17 protein-coding genes are annotated in these 22,871 nt (G+C 69.6%); 12 read left to right on the forward strand and 5 right to left on the reverse strand.

What is annotated here, in order from left to right:
* The first annotated feature begins 72 nt into the window (after window positions 1-72).
* On the forward strand, window positions 73-1,044 hold the full coding sequence (locus tag ACZ49B_RS11530) for an EcsC family protein (RefSeq protein ID WP_468303598.1): 972 nt from the start codon (window positions 73-75) through the stop codon (window positions 1,042-1,044).
* Window positions 1,045-1,105: 61 nt separating this feature from the next.
* Here ACZ49B_RS11530 and ACZ49B_RS11535 read toward each other — a convergent pair whose 3' ends face one another.
* A complete protein-coding gene (locus ACZ49B_RS11535; protein WP_468303601.1) occupies window positions 1,106-1,297 on the reverse strand; it encodes a DUF397 domain-containing protein in 192 nt (63 codons plus the stop codon).
* A complete protein-coding gene (locus ACZ49B_RS11540) occupies window positions 1,294-2,178 on the reverse strand; it encodes a helix-turn-helix domain-containing protein (protein ID WP_468303603.1) in 885 nt (294 codons plus the stop codon). The genes ACZ49B_RS11535 and ACZ49B_RS11540 overlap by 4 nt, the downstream gene beginning before the upstream one ends.
* Before the next feature lie 148 nt (window positions 2,179-2,326).
* Between ACZ49B_RS11540 and ACZ49B_RS11545 the strand changes: the two genes are divergently transcribed.
* From ACZ49B_RS11545 to ACZ49B_RS11580, 8 genes are all read left to right on the forward strand, one after another.
* Window positions 2,327-2,764, forward strand: coding sequence for an ATP-binding protein (locus ACZ49B_RS11545; protein ID WP_468303606.1), 438 nt, complete (start codon window positions 2,327-2,329; stop codon window positions 2,762-2,764).
* Between the two features lie 173 nt (window positions 2,765-2,937).
* The gene (locus tag ACZ49B_RS11550; RefSeq protein ID WP_468303609.1) at window positions 2,938-4,776 is read left to right on the forward strand and encodes a tetratricopeptide repeat protein; all 1,839 of its coding nucleotides are present in this window, start codon (window positions 2,938-2,940) and stop codon (window positions 4,774-4,776) included.
* Window positions 4,773-5,060, forward strand: a complete 288-nt coding sequence (locus tag ACZ49B_RS11555; protein ID WP_468303611.1) for a hypothetical protein — start codon at window positions 4,773-4,775, stop codon at window positions 5,058-5,060. The genes ACZ49B_RS11550 and ACZ49B_RS11555 overlap by 4 nt, the downstream gene beginning before the upstream one ends.
* Entirely contained in the window at window positions 5,057-5,683 is a 627-nt protein-coding gene (gene grpE, locus ACZ49B_RS11560) for a nucleotide exchange factor GrpE (RefSeq protein ID WP_468303614.1), read from the forward strand. The genes ACZ49B_RS11555 and grpE overlap by 4 nt, the downstream gene beginning before the upstream one ends.
* A gap of 59 nt (window positions 5,684-5,742) precedes the next feature.
* Window positions 5,743-8,244, forward strand: coding sequence for an Hsp70 family protein (locus ACZ49B_RS11565; protein ID WP_468303617.1), 2,502 nt, complete (start codon window positions 5,743-5,745; stop codon window positions 8,242-8,244).
* Window positions 8,245-8,331: 87 nt separating this feature from the next.
* Window positions 8,332-10,149 (forward strand): AAA family ATPase, encoded by a 1,818-nt coding sequence (locus ACZ49B_RS11570; RefSeq protein WP_468303620.1) that lies wholly within the window; start codon window positions 8,332-8,334, stop codon window positions 10,147-10,149.
* A complete protein-coding gene (locus ACZ49B_RS11575) occupies window positions 10,146-11,372 on the forward strand; it encodes an McrC family protein (protein ID WP_468303623.1) in 1,227 nt (408 codons plus the stop codon). Before ACZ49B_RS11570 ends, ACZ49B_RS11575 begins: the two co-directional genes overlap by 4 nt.
* Window positions 11,373-11,408: 36 nt before the next feature.
* Complete coding sequence (locus tag ACZ49B_RS11580; protein ID WP_468303626.1) at window positions 11,409-13,553, forward strand: UvrD-helicase domain-containing protein; 2,145 nt, start codon at window positions 11,409-11,411, stop codon at window positions 13,551-13,553.
* Window positions 13,554-13,598: 45 nt separating this feature from the next.
* On the opposite strand, the gene ACZ49B_RS11585 is transcribed toward ACZ49B_RS11580, so the two are convergent.
* The gene (locus ACZ49B_RS11585; RefSeq protein WP_468303628.1) at window positions 13,599-15,254 is read right to left on the reverse strand and encodes an N-6 DNA methylase; all 1,656 of its coding nucleotides are present in this window, start codon (window positions 15,252-15,254) and stop codon (window positions 13,599-13,601) included.
* 162 nt (window positions 15,255-15,416) lie between these two features.
* On the opposite strand from ACZ49B_RS11585, the gene ACZ49B_RS11590 reads away from it, so the two are divergent.
* Window positions 15,417-17,120 carry a TIGR04141 family sporadically distributed protein gene (locus ACZ49B_RS11590; RefSeq protein WP_468303631.1) on the forward strand — a complete coding sequence of 568 codons (1,704 nt, stop codon included), beginning with the start codon at window positions 15,417-15,419 and terminating at the stop codon, window positions 17,118-17,120.
* A gap of 588 nt (window positions 17,121-17,708) precedes the next feature.
* Here the strand turns inward: ACZ49B_RS11590 and ACZ49B_RS11595 are convergent.
* The gene (locus tag ACZ49B_RS11595) at window positions 17,709-19,040 is read right to left on the reverse strand and encodes a class I SAM-dependent RNA methyltransferase (protein ID WP_468303634.1); all 1,332 of its coding nucleotides are present in this window, start codon (window positions 19,038-19,040) and stop codon (window positions 17,709-17,711) included.
* 92 nt (window positions 19,041-19,132) lie between these two features.
* The gene (locus ACZ49B_RS11600) at window positions 19,133-21,181 is read right to left on the reverse strand and encodes an APC family permease (RefSeq protein WP_468303637.1); all 2,049 of its coding nucleotides are present in this window, start codon (window positions 21,179-21,181) and stop codon (window positions 19,133-19,135) included.
* A gap of 197 nt (window positions 21,182-21,378) precedes the next feature.
* On the opposite strand from ACZ49B_RS11600, the gene ACZ49B_RS11605 reads away from it, so the two are divergent.
* Window positions 21,379-22,047, forward strand: a complete 669-nt coding sequence (locus ACZ49B_RS11605; RefSeq protein WP_030293876.1) for a potassium channel family protein — start codon at window positions 21,379-21,381, stop codon at window positions 22,045-22,047.
* Complete coding sequence (locus tag ACZ49B_RS11610; RefSeq protein ID WP_053691455.1) at window positions 22,044-22,706, forward strand: potassium channel family protein; 663 nt, start codon at window positions 22,044-22,046, stop codon at window positions 22,704-22,706. The genes ACZ49B_RS11605 and ACZ49B_RS11610 overlap by 4 nt, the downstream gene beginning before the upstream one ends.
* Window positions 22,707-22,871 lie beyond the last annotated feature (165 nt).

Genomic DNA, 22,871 nt, shown 5'->3' on the forward strand with positions numbered 1-22,871 from the left:
CGCCTCCGTGCACCCTGCCGTCACCATCGAAAATGGAGAACCCCATTGAGCACTCACACGGACCCACCATCGATGAGCACGTACGAGGAGCAGGTGTGGAAGGCGCTCAACGAGCACTGGGAGCGCCGCAACAACCGCCGTAGTCTGCCGAAATGGGCGACCAACGCCCTCGACCGCACCGGCGAGGTCGCGGGAAACGCCGGGCGTCGGGTCAAGGAGGCCGTGCCGGAAGCGGTCAAGGAGCCCATACGTCGCGCGGGTGACGCGCTCGCCGATGCGGCCCTGCGACCGGCGGTCGCAGGCGCGACGGCACTGCTCGACCTGGTCAACGACTGGGCCTTGGAACTCAACGACCCGAAGAGCGTCGAGAAGATCGCCCGAAAGCAAGGGCTCGAAATCGACAGCTTCGCCGATCTGCGGGAGCAGGACCTCAAGGTCTGCGACCGGCTGCTGGGCGCCAACACCATGAAGTGGCGGACCGCCGGCGCGTTCGAGGGGGGCGCCATGGGTGCACTGGCCATGGTCCCCGTCGCCGGTATCCCCGCCGCGATGACGGCGGACATCCTCGTCATCCAGGTCCTGAGCGCGTCGATAGCCGCGCGAATCGCGTACTCCTACGGCTACGACGCCAAGGACCCCGATGAGCAACTCTTCATCCAGCGCCTGGTGCACCGGTCCTTCAAAGCCCAGGTGGCCAAGGCCGAGCCGCTGCGCCAGACCGCTCAGGCGGCGCAGGCACTCAAGGGGCGCGTGAGGTGGTCGGACAAGCTCCGTCACGACCACAAACTCGCGGCCGCTCTTGAAAAGTTGATGCAACACCTGAGCCCGGCGGGCTCCAAGGTGTCGGTCAAAACCGTCGCCAAGGTCGTGCCGTTCGTCGGCATCCTCGTCAGCGCCGGCCTGAACTCCGCAGTCCTCGGCCGCGTGGCCTCCGAGGCCCAGCGGTACTGCCAGACCCGCTTCCTGTGCGAAAAGTATGGGCTGCCGCTGCCGGCCGCACTGGCGGCCGATCGGGACGACGACCTCGAGACCGACTTCGCGTAAAGACCACACTCCCCCTGAACGCGAGACGGTGTGCCGCCGTCGCAGACGGCACACCGATCGTTCAGCTACCCGTCACGAACCTCACGAAGGGCGCCCACTCCTCGCTCGTCACTGCGAAGGCGGGGCGGGCCAAGTCCTTGGAGTCCCGTACGTGAACAGCGTCTTCGGCGATCGCGATCTCCACGCAGTCGTCGCCCTGGGTGCCGCTGTAGCTGGACTTGAACCAGGCGAGTTCCGTCGTACCGCTACTCATAGCTCTCCTCGCAGTCGCTCCAGCAGGTCCCGGGATTCCTTGGGATTCAAGGCCTGCGAGCGCAGTGTTTCATAGCGGCGGCAGAGCAGACTCATCTCTTTCGGGTCGGAGATTAGCCGCCCGTTCTGCTGTCCCTCGACATAGCCCAGCCGACGCCCTTCCTTCGCTTCCAAGATCCGCACAGGCCCGTCCAGACACCCGTGGAACTCCAGCTCCAACGGCACCACCTGAAGCGTCACATTGCGCGGAGCCGTGAGCTCAAGCACATGATCCAGCATGCTCGAGTGCACCACCGTCCCACCCAGCCTGCGCCGGAACACATGCTCCTCCACGATGAAGCTGAACGGCACGGTCACCCGTTCCCGCACCATCCGCTGCCGCTCCATCCGCGCGGTGAGCTGGTCCTCCGTCTGCCCGTCGGGCAGCAGCGGGACGCTGTTGTCGAACACCGCCCGCGCATACGCCTCCGACTGCAGCAACCCCGGCACCAGCCGGCACTCGTACGTGCACAGGCTCACCGCCTCCCGTTCCAGCCGCGCCCACCGCCGGAACCAGGCGGCAAGACCGACCTCGCCACGGCTGAGGTGGCGGGCTGCGCGGCGGAGGGCTCCGGTGTTGCCCAGCGCCTCCTCCGCGCGCTCGATGAACGCCTCATCCGGCATGCGGCGGCCCAGTTCGATGGACTCCACGGTGTGTTTGGAGTACCGGACGAGGGCGGCGAGCTCCGCCCGGCCGAGTCCCGCGTGCTCGCGCAGGGCCTGGACGACCGCGCCGAACGTACGCAGGCTGTCCGATGGATGGGGTTCCCGCTCCCACTCCCCTGCCGGTACCGTCCGGGTTCCGCCGGCGCCCGCCGCCATCTCCTCTTCGGCGTTGCTCATCCGCCGCCCCTTTCTCCGCGCCCGCCCGACTTCACGACTCAGCGTGACGGCTCACCTCGCGTACCGTCCACTGTGCTGGCCCGTACGCTGACTTCGCGTACGGGGTTCAGTGCTCGCCCCCACAGCGCCGGGCCGCCACTCTGGCACCATGGATCAACTTCTCCCCCAACTCGACCTGGCTGTACACGGATTCACCCAGCTGCTGTCGTCCACTCGTCGAGGCGCCCGGCTTGCCCGGCTGCTCGCCGTCTCGTCGCTGCGGTCCTGGGATGTACCGCAGGACCTCACGGAGCGTGCCGAACTGGTCGTCGCAGAGCTGGCCGCCAACGCCGTCGGCCACGGCCAAGTCCCCGGCCGCGACTTCCGGCTCGGTCTCCAGTTCCACCCGGCGGCCGAAGTGCTCCGCGTGGACGTGACCGACGCGCGCGGGGAGCGGCTTCCCCGGCGCCCCGCCCTCATGACGAGGACACCCCGTCCCCCGCGCTGCACCCCGGCGGGTACGGTCTCGCGCTCGTCACCGCCCTCGCCGACTGCTGGGAGACGGTTCCGTACCCACCCAGCGGCAAGACCGTCCGGGCCGTACTGAGGACTTCGGCGTCGCGATCTAGCCCGCGACGCCGTCCCGCCTGACGCTGCCCGTCACCCTCAAAGGTGGAATCACGCCAAGATCGACCGATGTGCAGGGAGGTGCGTTGACGTCGCCAACACACCTCCCTACGGTGGTTCTTGTTACGTGGGGGATCCAGGGGGCGGCAGCACATGCAGGCGGACGAGACCGGTGGACCTGGCCGGGACGTCACTGCCGAATCCTTGTTGGACGCCGCCGTACAGGCCTTCCTGCGCGCCGAGTTCAACATCGTGCAGCCGATTCTGCAGCGACTGCGGAACCAGTTCGGCGTACCCGACATCGGGCCCGCCGCCGTTCGCCACGACACGCTCCTCGCTGCGCTGGCCGCGCGGGTCGGGAACTGGCCGGAGGTACTGCGCCGGTGCCCCGACTTCGACCTTGTCAAGGCGGACACAGGAATCGTCCACGCCCTCGCTGTAACCGCTCTCCGTGAGCTGGCTCAGGAGGGGCGGCACACCGATGCCCGCACCGCGGCGGTCGTGATCGTGCTGTGGGCGTACCTCCTGGACGAGGAGGACCCGGACGACTTCCGCGCTCTGCTCACCGAGCGGCGGGGCGAACCCGTGCCCGATGCGGTCTGGGAGCAGGCCCTCGCCCAGCTGCGTGGGCGTGTCGCCGAACTGCTGCGCGCCTTGGACGTCCGGGCCGGGCGGGACGTGCTTTCCGCCTGGAGCACGGCTTGGGAGGCCGAGTGCGAGGGCGGCGCGGTCTTCTTCGCCGGCCTTCCCACGAACGCCGGACCGGATGCCCTGACCACTCTCGGAGAGGCCGCTGGGTACCTCGTACGCAACGGCCGCGGCGTCGAGCTCCTCACCGCCTACGAGGCCCGGCACCCCGACTCCATGCCGGCCGACCTGCCCGGTCATGACGCGTGCGCCGTACCCCTGGCCCGGGCTGTCGCGGGCCGGGGCCGGGACCTGGCGCGGGCCGGCGAGTGGAGCGAGGCCCTCGCCGACCTCGATGCGGCGGTACGGCTCGGGCACACCCTCAGGGACGACGAGCGGGCGGCCGTCCGCGAGGCGGGAAAGAACGTGGGGCGGAGCCGTACCGGGCGCGACTACTCGCCCCGCGTACGGATCGCCGGACTCGAACAGGCCCACGCCCTTCTGCCCCAGGACAACTCCCTGGCCGCCGAACTCACCGCTGAACTGGTAGCGGAGGGCAAGAGAGTCGAGCGTTCCGACCCTCGGGAGAGCCGGATCCGATTCACGCGCGCCCTTGCCGTGACACCGGAGCACCCGGAGGCCCGGGCAGGCCTCGACAGGCACCTGACGGGGGATTTGGAGAAGGCGATCAGGGGCGCGCGCACGGGGAACGCCATCCTGATCGGCGAGGTGCGGGACCTGCTCGCTCGCGACCCGGAATGCGTGCCGGCGCGGCTGTGGCTGGAGAATCACCAGGCCGAGCGGGCCGTGGCCGCGTCCGCACGCGGGCGTACGGACGAGGCGCGCCGCGCCGTCCGGGAGATGTTCCGGTACGACGGCCCGGAGGGGTCACCTGGCAAGGGGCTCGTCGACGACCGGCTCGTGGGCATCCTGGTCACCGCGGCCCGGAACACCCGCATCGAAGACGCCCGCGCCGGCCTGGAGCGCCGCGTACAGCTGCTGCACACGGCCGCGTCCGTCCCGAGCCGCACCCGGGGCCACGTCAGGGAGGACCTGAACGAGGCGCTCCTGCACCTCGCCGAGCATCTGGAGGATGCCGCCTCCCCCTCGGACGTCATCGAGCTGTTCCTCCGGGACCTGATGCGGACGGGGGTCAGCGCGCGGTTCGACCAGATCGTGGAAGCCGCCTACCGCAACCGTGCCCGGGGCCGGGAGGCGGCCGGAGATCCCGGTGGGGCGCTTCGGGACCGCATGTGCGCCGAGTGGGTCGGCGCCGGGCTGCCGGCTCAGGGGCTTCTCTTCGGTCCCACCTCCGCCAGACCACCACGCCGCAAGGGCGACACCGGACAGGACACTCTCTTTTGACCACCGGAGTACCCTCCCCGAAGCCCGCCGACGCCGAGCCGCCCGCGCTCCCCTGGTTCGGTCCCACGCTCCACGAGCTCATTCCCGGCACCCCGCTCGGCGCCCGGCCGCTGGTCCTCCGGAAGCAGGCGGCCCGGGAGCTGAACGCCACCGTCCGGAAGGACCCGGCCAGGCATGCGCTCGTCGAGCGGGCCAACCAGAACTCCCACACCCCGGCCGCCGCGCTCGTCGCCGAGATGCTCACTCCGCCCCTGTCCCGCCAGCACACCGAGGAACGCCCGTGACCGGTCCCGTCCCCATTGACGCCGGCGCCTCGCCGTCCGAGCTCGACAAACTGCGACGCAGGGTCGCCGCCCTGTCCGGCAAGCGGGACGAGGCCGAAGCCCGTCTGGACACCCTGCTGGAATCGCTGCTGCGGCTCGACGACCTGCTCGCCGATACCCGCCGCCGCGTCGGAGCCCTGCACGAGGCTCGCTCCGCCCGGGAGGCGGCGTCGGCCGCCGCCGTGCTGGGCGAGCAGATCGACTCGGCCCATGTGATGCTGCGCAGCGAGTTCGCCCGGTACGACGTCAGCCCGATGGAGGTCCTGGGCAGGGCAGTGGACCCGGCGGAGATGCGCGTCGTGGGCACTGAGCCGCATCCGAGCCGCCCGGCCGGCACCGTGCTGCGGGAGAAGGTCGCCGGCTTCCGGCGGGGCTCCGTCACGCTGCGGCCCGCGGATGTGGTCGTCGCGGTGCCGGGTCCGGCACCAGAGCCCGTGGCCGATCCCGCACCGGAGCCCGTACCCGAGTCCGAGTTGCCTCCGGCGAGCCGCGCAAGGAGCCAGCCCCGGCGTACGACCCGCTCCCAACGGCGACTCCCCCGCAAGGCGTCGGCCGGGCGGGGACGCCGTTCCCGCCGGGCCTGACCACACACCACCTCTACAACCCCGCCCTGCCGTACCACGACGATCAGGAAGCGCCCCGCATGCACCGGACCCTCGGCATCGACCTCGGTACCACCAACTCCGTCACGGCATGGATGCGCGACGGCGTCCCCGTCGTCCTGCCCAACCGGGACGGCGGCCAGGCCACCCCTTCAGCCGTCGGGCTCGACTCCCGCGGGGCCCTGCTCGTAGGCCAGGAGGCCCTCAACTGGCGGCTCGGCGACCCTCTCTCCGTGATCACGGAGGTCAAGCGGCTGATCGGGCGGCGCTGGGCGGACGAGCTCGTCCAGCAGGCCCTCGAGGCGCGGCCCGACGACGCCCCGCCCGTACGGGAGAGCGCCGACGGCTCGGTGGAGATCCGGCTCGGCGCGCACTACCTCTCGCCCGTGCAGGTCTCCGCCATTCTGCTGCGCAGGCTCAGGAAGGACGCCGAGGACGCGGCGAGGGTGCCGTTCCGGCGTGCGGTGATCACCGTGCCCGCGTACTTCGCCGAGCCGCAGTTCGACGCGGTGCGCGAAGCCGGGCGGCTCGCCGGCTTCCACGTGGCCCGGATCGTGCAGGAGCCGACCGCCGCCGCGCACGCCTTCGGGGTGCGCCCGGGCGAGGACGGGCTCAAGGACTACGCCACCGTGCTCGTCTTCGACCTGGGCGGCGGCACCTTCGACGTATCGCTCCTCACGATCGGTCCCGGGCACTTCTCGGTGGCCGGACTCGGCGGGGACAACCTCCTCGGCGGAGCGGACTTCGACGCGCTGCTCGACGGCCACGTGCGCAAGCAGCTCGTCGGACGCGCGCTCGACGGGGACGGTGACGACTCCCGCATCCGGGCCGCCGCCGAGCGGGCGAAGATCGAACTGTCCGGGAAGGAAACCGTCGACGTCGTTCTCGCTCCGCTCGGACGCCAGGGCGGTGCCTGGTCCGGAGCGGTGCGGCGCGCCGACTTCGAGGAACTTCTGGCCGGGCACCTGCACCGGATGCGGGAGACGGTCGAGACGGTACTGACGGGGTACAGCGCGACGCCCGAGGACGTGCAGCGGGTTCTGCTGGTCGGCGGTTCCACCCTCGTTCCGGCCGTCCGGCGCAGCCTCCAGGACCTCTTCGACGAGGACACGGTGTCGGACGCCGTGGATCCCATGACAGCCGTCGCGCACGGCGCCGCCGTGGAGGCGGGTCTCCTCGACACCCTCGGCTGCCCGTCCGAGACCTGCGCCACCGACAGCATCCCCGTCGACTCCGAGGCCTGCCCGGACTGCGCCACCCCGCTGCTCGGCGCCCCCACGGTCGACTGCCCGGCCTGTCACGTCCCCGCCCCCGAACTCACCGCCGCCTGCACCGTGTGCGCCGCGGACCTGTCCGGCCTGCGCGCAGCCGCCCCGGTCGTCGCCCTCGCCGAATGCCCGGCCTGCGGCCGCGACGACAACCCGGTTGGTGCGACCGTATGCCTCGACTGCGACGAGCCGATGGACACGGGCGGACTGAAGTGCCCTTCCTGCAACATGGTCAACGCTCCCGGGCTCAGCGCCTGCTCGTTCTGCGACGGCGACTTCGGGACCGCCCTCCCCCAGCAGATCACGGCCCAGGACCTCGGCATCGAGCTGGAGGACGGCACCCTGGAGGTCCTCATCCCCGCCGGCACCCTGTACCCGACGCAATGGCACCAGGTGGACACTCTGGGAGTTCGCGGCGCCGACGGCACATCCGTACGGTTCAACCTCTGGGAGGGACCGCACCTACGCTCGGCTCAGCGCAACGAATTCTGCGGAGGCTTCGTCGACCCGAGCCCCGACGGGCTGCGGGGCGATGTACCGCTCACCCTTCAGGTACGGCTCGACGCCGACCGGACCATCGACCTGCGCTATCGCATCGGCACCGGGGACTGGTCCCTTGCCCGGCTCCGACGCAACATGATCTCTGAAACCGTGCGTCGGAAGGGCGCCGGCCTGCTGAAGCGTTACTCCGAGTTCCTTGACGAATGGAAGCAGGAACTCACCCACGCCGAGAACGACGCGCTCACCGAGATCGCGGCAGATCTCGAGGCCCTCGGGCGGGGAGAACCTCTGAGCCGGTCCCTGGACGGGCTGCTGGACTCCGCGCGCGACACCCTGGAGCTGTGCCTGCGGGCCCGGGGCGCCCAGGCCGGCGCGCGCATGGCCGCCCGGCGCGGGAACGGCCTCCTGCCGCCGCAGTGCGTGCGGGACATGACGAATGCGGCCGAGGACGTCAAGGACGCGCGCGAGGCCATGAACACCGGTGCGATGCGGGCAGCCACGGACCGGGTGGACAACCTCATGGCCGGAATCGACCCGGTGGTCCGCGCCGCGCTCTACGCCATCCAATTCGCCGAGCAGAACGCCTACCCCGCGACCCTGCGCGGTGAGGTCCTGGCCGCCCGCGACGCCCTGCTCGGCGCGAAGGCGGACGATCAGGACGCGCGGGACATCCAGCTCGTCCGCCTCGGGCAGCTCTACGAAAACGGCCGCCACCTGTTCGCCGACGGAAGCACCTTCTCGCTCCCCTTGAGCGTCCTCCCCTCCCGGCGGTGAGCGATTCCCCGGACAGCATGATCCTTTGACAGTGTCAACAAGTAGGCTCTGCGGTATTGCCCGCAGGTCCGCCCCGGAAGGTCGTCCATGCCCCAGCCCGAATTCCTCCCCGGCGCTCCGGAGTTCCACATCAAACTCCCCAAGAACGACGGGGTGGCGCGGGGCCGGCTCCTCACCGAGTTCGGCGGCAACGGCACCCACCAGTTCCTCCTGCTGGCGGGATCGGTGGTGGCCGCCGACGCATGGCCCGGCTTGAGCGAACACCGGCGCCGCTCACGCGCCGCACTTCGGGCGAACGGCGCGTTCACCGACGCGCCGGCGAGTCCCGACCTGCCGGATGCACCCGCACGGTGGGTGGCGACCCGGGACATCACGTGCAACTCCTCGTCCGCGGCAGCGGGACTGGTATACGGGTACGACGCCTCCGGTCCGGAATCCTGGCGGACCGCCGAGGGCCACCCGCTCGGCGACTACCTCTCCACCAGCTGGCGGGCACCGCGCAAGGCCTGGCTGGTACGCGGTTCCAACGTGTCGGGGCACAACCTGGTCCGGCAACTGTGGCTGAAGGAGGGACTCGTCTCGCTCTCCGGCGCCCATCTACCGCCCGTGGAGGAGGACGATCCGACCAAGAGCGCGTTGCGCCGTTACGTCGAGGACGGGTACGAGGGGGCGGCCTCCTACAACCAGAAGCGCGGCCTCGTCGACGAACTCCACGCATTCCTCACCCAGATGCGGGTGGGCGACACGGTGACGACCATAAGCGACGGGCGCCTGCACGTCGGCCGGATCACAGGCCACGCCGTGCAGACCGCCTCCCCGGGCGGGCTGTCGAATCTGCGGCGGACAGTCTCCTGGCTGCCCGGCAGCCACCCGTACGAGGAGCTCCCCGAGGAGGTTCAGCAGAAGCTGTCGGCACAGCACGACGTCGTCGACCTCACCGTTGCCCTCGAAGCACTGGACACACTGTCCGGGTCCGTCGGCACGGACGAGGGCAGTACCGCCGCCCTGCCGCCTTCCGCCGAGGGCGCGGCCCAGCGGGAACTGGTCCTGCCGGAGGTCACGGACGACCTGCTGGCCGAACTCCTCGTCCATGAGCGGGATTGGCTGGACGAGGTGCGCGAGCTCCTCATCGACGACCGTCAGCTGGTGCTCTACGGCCCGCCGGGCACCGGCAAGACCTATCTGGCCATGAAGCTGGCGGAGCACTTCGGCGGGGGCCCCGAGCAGGTCAAGATCGTCCAGTTCCACCCGTCCTACGCCTACGAGGACTTCTTCGAGGGGTTCCGGCCCGTGGAGGACACCGAGACCCGGGAGGTGGCCTTCCGGCTGACCGCCGGACCGCTCCGCGAGCTGGCGGACCTCGCCTCCCGCGAGGGCAACCGGCACGTCCCCCATTTCCTGATCATCGACGAGATGAACCGCGCCAACCTGGCCAAGGTCTTCGGCGAGCTGTACTTCCTGCTGGAGTACCGCAAGCGGTCCGTCCGGCTCACCTACTCGGGGGACGACTTCGGGCTGCCGCCCAACCTCTTCGTGATCGGCACCATGAACACCGCCGACCGGTCCATCGCACTGGTGGACGCGGCCATGCGCCGCCGGTTCGCGTTCGTGGAGCTGTCACCTCGTACCGAGCCGACCGCCGGTCTTCTCGCACGCTGGCTGGAGCGCGAGAAGAAGGACCAGGAACCCGCCCGGCTCCTCGATGCCCTCAACGCCCTCATCGACGAACCCGACTTCGCCGTCGGCCCGTCGTACCTGATGAAGCCGGGCGTGTACCGCGAGGGCGGCCTCGACAGGACGTGGCGCACGAAGATCCTTCCCCTCCTGGAAGAGCACCACTACGGCGAGGGTCTCGACGTCGCCGCCCGCTACGGCCTCGAAGCCCTGCGGAAGAAGCTCGTGTGAATTCGGAGGACGTGTCACTGCGCGAGCACGGTCCTGCCGTCTCCGTCCCCCTCGGCACCGACGCAGGACGGGCCCTCGCCGCGGCGGGCATCCTGCGGAGCGCCACCCCCGATCCCGGCCGGGAGGGGCACTGGCTCCTGCGGGCGGGGAGCAGCGTCGGCGCGGTGCGGATCCCCGGCGGTCCTGTCATACGGATCGCGCCCAAGACGTCCGTGAGCCGGCTGTTCTTCCTGCTCGGCTTCAGTATCGACCCGGCACGGGCCTGGCGGGACAGCCGGGAGGGCACGATCGACACCGGAGGGCACGACGACGTCGTTCCCTCGCTCGCGCACGCCGTGGAACGGCAGATCGACGCGGCTCTGCGCTTGGGCGTTCTTCAGGGTTACCGGACGGTGGAGGAGTCCGCTCTCTTCGTCCGTGGACGGATACGGGAGGCCGATCAGGTCCGACGGCATTTCGGCCGGACACCACCCGTCGAGATCAGCCATGACGACTACACGGCCGACACCGCCGAGAACCGCATCCTGCGCGCCGCCGTCGAACGACTGCTCCACCTGCCGGGGGTGAGCGGGCCCGTCCGACGCCGACTGGCCCGCCATCGCGCCCGCCTCGCGGATGCCCTTCCCCTGGTGCGGGGCCGGGAACTGCCCCGATGGCAGGCGACCCGCCTCAACTCCCGTTACCAGCCGGCCTTGCGACTGGCCGAGGCCGTCCTGCGCGGCACGTCCCCCGAACACCGGCCGTCCGGAGCTGCTCCACTCACCATGGACGGCTTCCTGATCGACATGAACCGGCTGTTCGAGGACTTCGTCACGGTCGGACTGCGCGAGGCCCTTCGGGAGCACGGCCTGACCGCGCGCCTGCAGGACCCCCACCACCTCGACACCGCCGAGAGCGTCCGCATGCGTCCGGACCTGGTCGTACGCACCGGCGACGGCCGTACTCCCGTCGCCGTCGTCGACGCGAAGTACAAGGTGGTGAAGGCCGACGGCCACCTCAACGACGACCTGTACCAGGCGCTCGCCTACGCCACTGTCCTCGGGCTGGGTGAGGCCCACCTGGTGTACGCCGCGGGCGGCGTTCCCCTGCGCGTCCACGAGGTGCACGGAGCGGGGATCCGGCTGTACCAGCACAGCCTCCACCTCTCGTGCCCGACCGAAGGGCTGCTGTCGGAGCTGGAGCGCATCGCCGGGCAGCTCGCCGGGACCGCGGCACGTCTTTGATCACGAACCATCGTCAGGCAGACACGGGAGGACCTCATGCCCCGGCTCGCATTCGCCCAGAGCTTCTGGGACGGTTACGAGAGCTTGGAGAAGCCGGTGCGCGCCGGGGTGCGCAAGGCCATGGCGAAGTTCCAGGCCCTGAGCGCGGCCGAGCTCAATGCGGACAAGGGGTTGCACCTGGAGTCCGTCGAGAAGGCGCGCGACGCCCGGATGCGTACCATCCGCATCACCGACTTCTGGCGGGGTGTCGTGCTCGCCCCCGACGACGGCAGCAATGTGTTCCTCCTCGTCAATGTGCTTGCGCATGACGACGCCTACACCTGGGCTGCGAAGCGGCTGTACAGCGCGAACTCCGCGACACGGGCGCTGGAGGTCCGCAACGCCGTCGCTCTGGACGAGCTGACTCCGCTGTACGAGACGGCCTCGCTCCGGGTGCCGCGGCGGCTGTTCGCGAAAGTGTCCGACGGAACCCTCCGTGAGCTGGGCGTCGACGATCAAGTACTGCGCGCCGCGCGCTCGCTGGTGGACAAGCAGCAGCTCGACGCCTTCGCCACGCTCCTGCCGGAGGATCAGCTGGAGGTTCTCCAGTACCTCGCCGAAGGCTTCAGCCCCGAGGAGGTGTACCGGGACGTCGTGGCCGTCCGACGGCCGGCGGACGCCCCGGCCGAGCCTGTCGAGGACCTGGCGACGGTCATCGCCAACACCACCGCCCGCATCCGTCTGATCACGGGACCGCAGGAACTGGAAGAGATCCTGGAAAAGCCGTTCGAGGCTTGGCGGGTCTTCCTCCACCCCTCCCAGCGCCGCGTCGCCTACCGCGCTTCGTACGGCGGTCCCGTCCAGGTCACCGGAGGACCCGGCACCGGCAAGACGGTGGCGGCCCTGCATCGGGTACGGCATCTCCTCAGCCGGTCCGCGGACGGCCGCATCCTGCTCACCACTTACACCAACGCACTCGCCTCCGGACTGCGCGACATGCTCGGTCTGCTCCTCGACGAGGACGAGAAGGCACTCGCGCGGGTGGACGTGACGACAGTCGACGCCTTCGCGAACGGAATCGTACGGTCGGCTTCGGCAACCGCGCTCAAGCCGGTCGGGGACCGGGAACAGCTGCAGCTGTGGGGCAAGGCGATCAAGCAGCTCGGCCTGCCGTTCAGCGCTCCGTTCCTGGCGCAGGAGTACCGCCACGTCGTCCTTGGCCAGAACCTGCGTGGTCTCGATGCATACCTCAGCGCGAGCCGCCGCGGCCGCGGCACCGGCCTCGGACCCGCTCGCCGTCGCCAAGTCTGGAGCGGCGTAGAGCGCTTTGAACAGCTCCTCGACGGCCGGGGCGAGACCACACACCTGCGGATCTGCGCGCGTGCGGCGGAGCTCCTCGGGGCCAGGTCGACGCCATACGCTCACGTCGTGGTTGACGAGGCCCAGGACCTTCACCCCGCGCAGTGGCGAGTGCTGCGCGCCGCCGTTCCTGCGGGTCCCGATGACCTGTTCGTCACCGGTGACCCGCATCAACGAATCTACGACTCCCGGGTGGCTCTCGGTACCCTGGGCATCGCCACCACCGGTCGCAGCTTCCGGCTACGTGTCAACTACCGCTCCACCGAGGAGATCCTCACCTGGTCGGCGGAGCTCCTCGCCTCGATCGCCGTCGACTCACTGGAGGGCGAAGGAACGGACTCGCTGTCCGGGTACCGTTCGCTACTGCACGGGAAACGGCCTCGGTCCCGGGAGTACACGACGCAGGCAGAAGAGATCGAGGCCGTGGTGGACCAAGTGCGGTCGTGGGTGGCCGGAGGGCTCGCGCCGCACGAGATCGGCGTCTGTGCACGCTTCAACCTCCTGCTGAACGCCGCCGAGGAGAAGCTGACGTCCGCCGGTATCCCGGCCGTACGTGTCAAGGGGCAGCTACCGCCTGGAACCGAGGGCGTACGGCTGACGACCATGCACGCGATGAAGGGGCTCGAGTTCCGGGCGGTCTCCGTCCTCGGTGTCAGTGACGGCACCATACCGTTCGCCCGCGAGATCACGGCTCGGGAATCGGACGCGCTGCAGCACGAAGCCGACCTGCTCCGGGAACGCTGCCTGCTCTTCGTCGCCTGCACGCGCGCTCGCGAAGCACTGGTCGTCACCTGGAGCTCCGATCCGAGCCCCTTCCTGCCCCCTTCCGCCCGCTCTACCTGACCGGCACCGACTGCCACGGGTACGGGTGCGCCTCCGCAGCACACCTCACTCCTCGGGCGCCAGTCCCCCCGTGGCCAGACCGTCCCGCGCGAGATCGGCGAGATGCCCGCTCAACTCGACGATCTCGTGCACGTCCCGCTCGAACGCGGACAGCACGCGGAAGGCGGAACCGTAGCGACGTTGCTCGTCGATGCCCATCCGGGGGATCCGCGCGCCGCGAGAATCAAGACGGTAGCTCCCGCTGGTACTCGTGGACCGACGCGTGTTCACGGAGCTGCGCAAGAATCCCTGCAGGTAGTCCGTGTCGAGCTGATCGCTGGCCGAGATCGGCTCCGAGTCCTCGTAGCTGACCAGCCCGGCCCGAGCGAGATCCGCGACGCTGGTGGTCGCGCCGTCAAGCGAGCCCGGTCCACCGCCCTCGGCCAGTTCGGGCAGCAGAGTGACCAAGCGGCGGACTCTCTTCTCTACTTCCGCACGGAGGGCGGAGTACTCCGCGCAGTAGTCACGGTGCCGGGACCGGAGGTGCGCACCGGGGGTGAGATCGACGGTGTCGTCGAGGAGTTCGATCAACGGCACGTCGGCGATCTGATCGGGGCGGGGATCCAAGCTGCCGTCAGGGCTGTTGCCGGTCAGATCGACCATGTGCACCGTGTGATTCGTGTCGGCGGTTCCGGAACCCTCCGGGCGCTGGAGACACCAAACGTGCACAGGCAGGGAGTGTGAGGTGGCCACGCCCGGCGGGAGGGCCACCACTTGTCTCAGGATGCCGCGGCGCACCAGCTCCGAGCGGATCCGGCGCCCTGCCTTGCGATAGGCGACTGAGGCAGGCATGACCATGAGAACGTGGCCGCCCGGCCCGGTGTGCGCGTAAGCATGCTGCAGCCAGGCGAGCTCACTTTCGGCCTTGGAAGGCGTGCCCAGCTCCCAGCGGGAGTCAAGCAGCAACTCCTCCCGCCCCCACTCGGTGATACCGACCGGCGGATCGCAGACCACGAGATCGGCCCTCAGATCCGGCCAGGCGTCCGCACGCAGGGAATCCCCGGCCGCGACGGTGACGGGTGTACGTCGTAGGAGATCGGCGCGGAGCTGCGCGAAACGAGCGCTGTCCGCGTCCGACTCCTGACCACAGCAGCGCGTGTCCGCTCCCGCGCCTACGGCCAGGAGCAGGACTCCGATCCCACACGCGGGGTCGAAGATGGTGGCACCCCGGGGAAGATCGGGGGCGAAATGGCGTACGGCACGCACGATGCGTTCGGGGGTCACCTGATCCGATCCTGCCCGCCGCGCCGAGTCCATGAACCGCTCGGTCAGGCCGTTCACAAGATTGACAGGCGCTTCGCTCTGGGCGAGTCGACGCACACGTGCCACCAACTCGTCCGGCAGGCCGGGCGAGGGCGCCCCGGCGAGGGTCGCAGCCACTTCCGCCAGTCCCGCGACCATCTGCTCTCCACAAAGCGCCCGAAGGGCTTGCCACAACTCGACCTCGGGCGAGAGCTCTTGTCCCTTGCGTTGCTTGTCGAGCCAGGCCTGGACCTCGACCAGTGCGAAGAGCGGGCTGTTCGCCGCCCCTGCCGCCGGCAAGGGGAAGTCGTCGTGGCGCCGACGCCAGTTGGAGACAGCCGCCCGGGTGACACCGGCGAGGCGAGCGATCTCAGCTCCGGTAACCAAGGCGCCGACTGATGCAGCGGCTTTCTCCGTCATGGCCCCAGCGTACACGGGCAGGAGAAGGTGCTCCAGAGTGCAGTCAGTTGACGTTGTACACAGACATATGCCAACCTCACTCGTGTACAGCGTGTCCCACAGGGACGCGCCGCGAGGGCGTGTCCGCATGCGCTCCTCGCCCCTGTTCCCCGGAGGCCCGCGATGACCACGAACACCGAAGTGCGCACCATCTACCGGTTGAGTTCCGTCGCTCCCACACCAGAAGCCATGTTCGACGTCTTCGATGCGGCGACGCTGGACGAGCGCGGAGCGGACGTCCACTTCCCCGACCTGATCGGCGTCCCCGCTGTGTACATCACCTGCGGAATGGAGATCGACGAAGCTGCATGGTGCGCGCCCATGGCGCGCACCACCGGCATCACAGTTACCGAGAATGTCCGCCGAACCGCGGCCGTCCTGCTCCTCGCCGTCGACGGCACGGTGTACGGCATCGGCTGCGACCAGGGGTACCGACTGATTCCCGACCACCTCAAGGACAAGCGTTTCGGTCTCTCCTTCGTCATCCGGCAGATGGATCCGGCCATGATCCGAGGCGTAGTCTCGAAATCACTCGGGCATGCACGTACGGACATCTCTCTGGTCCCCGGTGGTGCACCAGTGCCCCTGCTCGGCATCCGCGACCACTCGCGCATCGTGCGGAGCCTGGGTGGCTACCTCGACGGCCTGCCGCTCACCCGCTCGCGCTATGCGCGGGGGAAGGCCGTCAGCGCCCAGGGCGGCTGCGGATTGAAGATCGCCCTGGGGATCGAGGCCGGCGAGCTGCTCTCCGACCTGCGCACCATCACCGCCATCTGCCACGAGGACGTCCCCCATCCGGAGCTGGAGTTCGTCGACCGCATCGCGCCGGTCGGCGACCCTTCCACCCTCGAAGCGCTCGAACGGACTCTGGATGACCGTCTCGGCCTGCCCGGCGGCGAACGGATCGCCGTCTCCGTTCCCTTCGACCGCCACGAGGCGTACACGGAGGCCACGGCGTACCTCACACGGATCAACAGCACGGAGGCCAAACGCTCCGACAGCTTCGACCTCAGCTACGTCCTCGAACGGGCCCGACTGGCACCGTCCGGTCGGCGCCTCGCAGTACTGCGGGAGGGGACGGTCACGCTGGCGCGGGACCGCCGGGGGAACACCCGCGACATGCTCGCCGTCACCGACGCGCTGTCATGGTTGGAGGCTGAGGTCTCCCTGGGTCCCCTTCGGTTCTTCCTGCTGGATGGCGAGTGGTACGAGGTGGGGGCGACCTACGTGGAGGAGTGCCGGGCTGCGGTCACCGCCATGCTGTGCCGTTCGCCCTCGATCACGCTGCCCACCTGGAACGATGGTGAACACGAGAACGCGTACAACAACAGGGTGGCCGACGAACGGCCGGGTTGGCTCTGCCTCGACACCAAGAACATCACCAATCCTCTCCGAAGGAAGGACCAGGTCGAGATCTGCGACCTCCTCACGCCGGACGGCACCCTGGTCCTTGTCAAGCGCGCGGGCGCTTCAGGGCCGCTGAGCCACCTGTTCCAGCAGGCCAGGGTGGCGGTGGAACTGCTCCAGGAGTCCGCCCGAGCCCGTTCGGATTTCACTGCGAAGGTCGCCCGCCTCAGCAAGGGCCAGTACGTGCTTCCAAAGGACTTCACGCCCTCGCGCATCGTTCTCGCCATCCAGCTCAAGAACCGCGAGAGCCTGACCCCGGAGTCACTCTTCGGCTTCTCCCAGATCACGGCAGTCCAGACCGTAAAGGCCCTGCTGGCTCGAGGCGTGACCGTTGAGGTGACGGGCATTCCGGAAGGTGGTGCTGACCCGATCCCCTACACGTCGCGCCATGCGTGCATCAGTGCGGGCGTCCCCTACTGAGCACCTCGGACACCGTTTCATTCACCCTGGCAGGTACCTGGCCTTGAACAAGGGGTGGGGTTGGAACACGGCTCCCTTCGAACGTCATTCGAGAAGCGCACGTTTCACTCAGGGCCGACCAATACATCGCGCCCGGAGGGGTGCTCGCCCTCAGCCACCAGGCACAGGAACACGGCAGCCCGATGAAGATGTCACGCACTGCACCTGTCCGGGAAGAGGTCACGTCGCCCGAGCGTTTCGCCATTGGCGCATAGCGCCTCGCGATCCGCACTGATGACAACTGGGCCGACCATCACGTCGACCGCAATGAGGCCGATCCGACTGATCGTCTCCTGACACCCGGCAACCGCTGGCCCATACCAGCCGGGCCACACGGCGAGGTCGAACCCCACCCAATGTGATGGGCTTTCAGAACGAGCGTCACACGAGCGTCAAGAACCTGGGGAGCGTGCAGCCACAGCTTGCGCCGCCGTCGTCAGCCCCCAACGAATCCGCAGGTCAGGCGCGTATAGCCAAACGGCCTGGCGCTTCACCTGTTGGACGGGCGGAAACAGGTGAAGCGGAGGGCGACCGCCACAAAACCGCAGGTCAGGCGTCCTCGCGGATCGGCTCCAGGATTGCCACGCACTCCATGTGGTGCGTCATCGGGAAGAGGTCGAAGACTCGGAGGGTGCGGGGCTTGTAGCCCGCCTCGCGGAAGTAGGCCAGGTCGCGGGCCAGGGCCGCCGGGTCGCAGGCCACGTACGCGATGCGGCGGGCCGAGAGGCCGGCGATGTGGCGGACCGTCTGCTTGCCCGCGCCCGCGCGGGGCGGGTCCAGGACGACCAGGTCGCACTCCGTGATGCCGGTCTTCGGGAGGACCGACTCGACCTTGCCCTGCTCGATGCGGACCCGGGGGAAGTCCGCCAGGTTGTGCCGGGCGTCCTCGACCGCGCGCTTCGTGGACTCGATGCCGAGTACCGCGCCCGTCTCGCCCAGGCGTTCGGCGAGGGCGCCCGCGAAGATGCCGACGCCGCAGTAGAGGTCGAGGGCCATCTCGCCCTTGCGCGGCATCAGGCCCTGCATGACGGCCTTGATCAGGGTGTCCGCGGCCTGCGGGTGGACCTGCCAGAAGCCGCCCATGCCGACGCGGTACGTACGGCCGTCCGCGCGCTCGCGGACGAAGGGGCGGCCGTGGACCCGGTGGACCCCGCCGTCCTTCTCCTCGACCCGGAGGACCGAGACCGGCTTGTCCAGCTCGACCAGCGGGAGGCGGCCGCCGGGGCGCGGCGTCAGGACGACCTGGCGGTCCTGGGAGCCGGTCGCGGCGATCGCCTCGACCGTGGCCATCTGGGGCCAGTCCTGCTTCTCGATGCCCAGCTCGCTGACGCCCGGCGCCGCGATCATGCAGTGGTCGATCAGCTCGATGTCGTGCGAGCGGTGCTTGCGCAGACCCGCGTTGCCGTCCTCGTCGATGGCGAACTGCACGCGGGTGCGCCACTGCGGGACCTGGCCCGCCGGGAGCTTGTCGCCCTCGGCCGGCATGACCGTGCCGTCCCAGCCGGCCTCCTCCGGGGTGAGCCCGGCGAGCCGCAGCAGCTGCTCGGCGACGACCTCGCCCTTGAGCCGGCGCTGGGCGCCCGGCTTGGCGTGCTGCCAGTCGCAGCCGCCGCACTTGCCGGGGCCGGCGTACGGGCACGGGGCCTCGACGCGGTCCTTGGAGGCCTCGAGGACGGTGATCGCGTCGGCGCGCAGGAAGCGGGAGTCCGACTCGCCCTCCGTCACGCGAGCGACGACCTTCTCGCCCGGCAGGGTGTGCCGGACGAACAGGACCCGTCCGTCGGAGGTCCGGGCGACGCAGATGCCGCCGTGCGCGACGGGGCCGACCTCGACCTCGTACTCCTCACCGACCAAGGACTGCTTCTCGTTCTGCTCGGTCATGGTGGGGAGACTCCAAAACATAAATGGGAACGGCCGGACGACCGACCCACCAGTTTACGTGGATCTCGTCCGGCCGTTTGACACCCTGATCGCTACTTCCCCGCACGGTCCTTCGGGCGCGGGGTGTCCACCGGTCCGCGGCGCACCGCGCCCGGGGCGTTCCAGTCCTGCCGCTTCTTCGCCCGCTTCTTCGCGAGCTCCGAGGACTCCAGCTGGTACGGCACCGAGGTGACCATCACGCCGGGGGTGAACAGCAGGCGGCCCTTGAGCCGCAGTGCGCTCTGGTTGTGCAGCAGGTGTTCGTACCAGCGGCCGACGACGTACTCAGGGATGTACACGCTGACGGCGTCGCGCGGGTTCTCGCTGCGCAGGCCCTTCACGTACTCGATCACCGGGCGGGTGATCTCGCGGTACGGGGAGTCGAGGATCTTGAGCGGTACGTTGATGCCGCGCCGCTCCCACTCGTCCCTCAGCGCCTTGGTCTCGGCCGCGTCGACGCTGATGCTGAGCGCCTCCAGGGTGTCCGAGCGGGTCAGCTTGGCGAAGGCCAGGGCGCGCAGCGTGGGCTTGTGCACCTTGGAGACCAGGACGATCGAGTGGACCCGGGAGGGCCGCACGCTGTCGTCGCTGGGGCCCTCGGCGGCGGCGATCTCGGCGGAGACCCGGTCGTAGTGCTTCCGGATCGCGGTCATCGTGCCGTAGAAGATCACCATGCCCAGCAGGGCGACCCAGGCGCCGTGCGTGAACTTGGTGGCCAGGACGACGACCAGGACCAGCCCGGTGAACATCGCGCCGAAGGTGTTGATCGCCCGGGAGCGGTGCATCCGGCGCCGCGCCGCCTGGTCCTTCTCGGTGCGCAGGTGGCGGTTCCAGTGCCGGACCATGCCGATCTGGCTCAGCGTGAAGGAGACGAACACGCCGACGATGTAGAGCTGGATCAGCTTGGTGGAGTCGGCGTCGTAGATCCACACGAGCAGGATGGCCGCGCCCGCGAGCAGCACGATGCCGTTGGAGAACGCGAGCCGGTCGCCGCGGGTGTGCAGCTGGCGCGGCAGGTAGCGGTCCTGGGCGAGGATCGAGCCGAGCAGCGGGAAGCCGTTGTACGCGGTGTTGGCGGCCAGGAACAGGACGAGCGCGGTGGCGGTCGCCAGCACGATGAACAGGAAGCTGCCGTTGCCGAAGACGGCCTCGGCCACCTGGGAGATCACCGGGTGCTGGACGAAGTCGGGGCCGACGGGGACGCCGTTGTCCAGCAGGTTGGTGGCGGGCGACTCGGCCATCTTCACGTCGGTGGCCATGGCCAGGCCGATGATCCCGCAGAACATGGTGACCGCCAGGGCGCCCATCAGGGCGAGGGTGGAGGCGGCGTTCTTGCTCTTGGGCTTGCGGAAGGCGGGGACGCCGTTGCTGATCGCCTCGACGCCGGTCAGGGCGGCACATCCGGAGGAGAAGGCCCGCAGCAGCAGGAAGACGAGCGCGAAGCCGGCCAGCCCCTGGTGTTCGGCCTTGATCTCCAGGTGGGCCGTCGGGGCCTCCATGGTGTCGCCGGCGACGAGGCCGCGCCAGGCGCCCCAGGCGATCATCACGAAGACGGCGCCGACGAATACGTACGTCGGGATCGCGAAGAGTTTCCCGGATTCCTTCACGCCGCGCAGATTCATCAGCGTGAGCAGAAGAATCATGATCACCGCGGAGAGCACCTTGTGCTCGATGACGAAATCGACGGCGGAGCCGAGGTTCTCGACTCCGGAGGAGATCGACACGGCGACGGTCAGGACGTAGTCGACGAGCAGGGCGCTCGCGACGGTGAGTCCGGCCTTGGGCCCGAGGTTGGTGTTGGCGACTTCGTAGTCGCCACCGCCGCTCGGGTACGCGTGGACGTTCTGGCGGTACGAGGCGACCACGGTGAACATCAGCACGACGACCGCGAGGGCGATCCAGGGGCTGAAGTGGTACGCCGACACACCCGCGATCGACAGGACCAGCAGGACCTCGCCGGGGGCATATGCCACCGAGGAGAGCGGGTCGGAAGCGAAGACAGGGAGGGCGATCCGCTTGGGGAGGAGCGTTTCCCCGAGGCGGTCGCTGCGTAGCGCCCGGCCGATCAGGATCCGTTTGGGCACGTCGGTCAGTTTGGACACGCAGAGGATCGTATGCGTTCGAAATCCGGCTGACGAACCCCCCGCCGGTATTCCGGGGCAACGAGTCGCCGTCTGCACCGCAAAGGTCACAACCGGGACCGCCCGTGTGTAGCTTGGGCCATGGTCTGAGACCCTGTTAAGCCAGAGCATGCAATGAGGCTGGGAACCAGCGAGCGCTGACAGCCGGAAGGACGGCCGTGCACATCGTCATTATGGGCTGCGGAAGGGTGGGCTCCGCGCTCGCGCAGACCCTGGAACAGCAGGGGCATACGGTCGCGGTCATCGACCAGGACCCCACCGCATTCCGCCGGCTGGGAGCCGGATTCGGCGGCCGCCGCGTCACCGGTGTCGGCTTCGACCAGGACACGCTCCGCGAGGCCGGGATCGAGGAAGCGGGCGCTTTCGCAGCCGTCAGCAGTGGTGACAATTCCAACATCATCGCCGCCCGCGTGGCGCGCGAGATGTTCGGTGTCGAGAACGTCGCCGCCCGCATCTACGACCCGAAGCGCGCCGAGGTCTACCAGCGCCTGGGCATCCCGACCGTGGCCACCGTGCGGTGGACCGCCGACCAGATGCTGCGCCGGCTGCTGCCGTCCGGGGCCGAGCCGCTGTGGCGCGACCCGAGCGGCGGGGTCCAGCTCGCCGAGGTGCACACCTCCGCCGCCTGGATCGGGCACAAGGTCAGCAAGCTGCAGGACGAGACCGGCGTCCGCGTGGCCTTCCTCACCCGGCTGGGCGAGGCCATGCTGCCGACGTCCCAGACGGTGCTGCAGGAGGGCGACCTCGTCCACGTCATGATGCGTACGGACGAGATCGACAAGGTCGAGGCGGCCTTCGCCGAAGGCCCCGAGGAGGCACACGCATGAGGGTCGCGATCGCCGGAGCCGGCGCGGTGGGCCGTTCCATCGCGGGCGAGCTGCTGGAGAACGGGCACGAGGTGCTGCTCGTCGACAAGGCGCCGACCGCCATCTCCGTGGAGCGGGTGCCGCAGGCCGAATGGCTGCTGGCCGACGCCTGTGAGATCACCTCGCTCGACGAGGCCGCGCTGCAGCGCTGCAACGTCGTCATCGCCGCCACGGGCGACGACAAGGTCAACCTGGTCGTCTCGCTCCTGGCCAAGACCGAGTACGGGGTCCCCCGGGTCGTGGCGCGCGTGAACAACCCGAAGAACGAGTGGCTCTTCAACGAGTCCTGGGGCGTCGACGTCGCGGTCTCCACGCCGCGTCTGATGTCGGCCCTGGTCGAAGAGGCCGTCAGCGTCGGCGACCTGGTGCGGCTGCTCCGCTTCAGTCACGGCGACGCCAACCTCGTCGAGCTGACCCTGCCCGCCGACTCCTCGGTCGCCGGGACCCAGATCAGCGAGATCACCTGGCCCGAGGACACCTCGCTGGTCACGATCATCCGCGGCAACCGGGTCCTGACCCCGCACGCGGAGGAGACCCTCGAGCCGGGCGACGAACTGCTCTTCGTGGCCGCCCAGGCCCGCGAGGAACAGCTGGAGGACCTCCTCCAGGCCCGTCACTGACGACGCGCGACACCGCGACACCGCGACACCGCGACACGACGAAGGGGCGGGGGGGGGGGGGGGGGGGGGGGGGGGGGGGCGGCGCGTTGGGGAGGGGGGGGGAGGGGGGGGGGGGGGGGGGGGGATGAGGGAGGTGTGGTTTCCGTGCGAGGAGTCGGGATGGGT

Source organism: Streptomyces sp. NPDC031132, assembly GCF_055570595.1.

Coding starts and splice junctions, on each gene's coding strand:
- ACZ49B_RS11530 (WP_468303598.1), top strand. CDS start 73: ATGAGCACGTACGAGGAGCAGGTGTGGAAGGCGCTCAACGAGCACTGG.
- ACZ49B_RS11535 (WP_468303601.1), bottom strand. CDS start 1,297: ATGAGTAGCGGTACGACGGAACTCGCCTGGTTCAAGTCCAGCTACAGC.
- ACZ49B_RS11540 (WP_468303603.1), bottom strand. CDS start 2,178: ATGAGCAACGCCGAAGAGGAGATGGCGGCGGGCGCCGGCGGAACCCGG.
- ACZ49B_RS11545 (WP_468303606.1), top strand. CDS start 2,327: ATGGATCAACTTCTCCCCCAACTCGACCTGGCTGTACACGGATTCACC.
- ACZ49B_RS11550 (WP_468303609.1), top strand. CDS start 2,938: ATGCAGGCGGACGAGACCGGTGGACCTGGCCGGGACGTCACTGCCGAA.
- ACZ49B_RS11565 (WP_468303617.1), top strand. CDS start 5,743: ATGCACCGGACCCTCGGCATCGACCTCGGTACCACCAACTCCGTCACG.
- ACZ49B_RS11570 (WP_468303620.1), top strand. CDS start 8,332: ATGCCCCAGCCCGAATTCCTCCCCGGCGCTCCGGAGTTCCACATCAAA.
- ACZ49B_RS11580 (WP_468303626.1), top strand. CDS start 11,409: ATGCCCCGGCTCGCATTCGCCCAGAGCTTCTGGGACGGTTACGAGAGC.
- ACZ49B_RS11585 (WP_468303628.1), bottom strand. CDS start 15,254: ATGACGGAGAAAGCCGCTGCATCAGTCGGCGCCTTGGTTACCGGAGCT.
- ACZ49B_RS11590 (WP_468303631.1), top strand. CDS start 15,417: ATGACCACGAACACCGAAGTGCGCACCATCTACCGGTTGAGTTCCGTC.
- ACZ49B_RS11595 (WP_468303634.1), bottom strand. CDS start 19,040: ATGACCGAGCAGAACGAGAAGCAGTCCTTGGTCGGTGAGGAGTACGAG.
- ACZ49B_RS11610 (WP_053691455.1), top strand. CDS start 22,044: ATGAGGGTCGCGATCGCCGGAGCCGGCGCGGTGGGCCGTTCCATCGCG.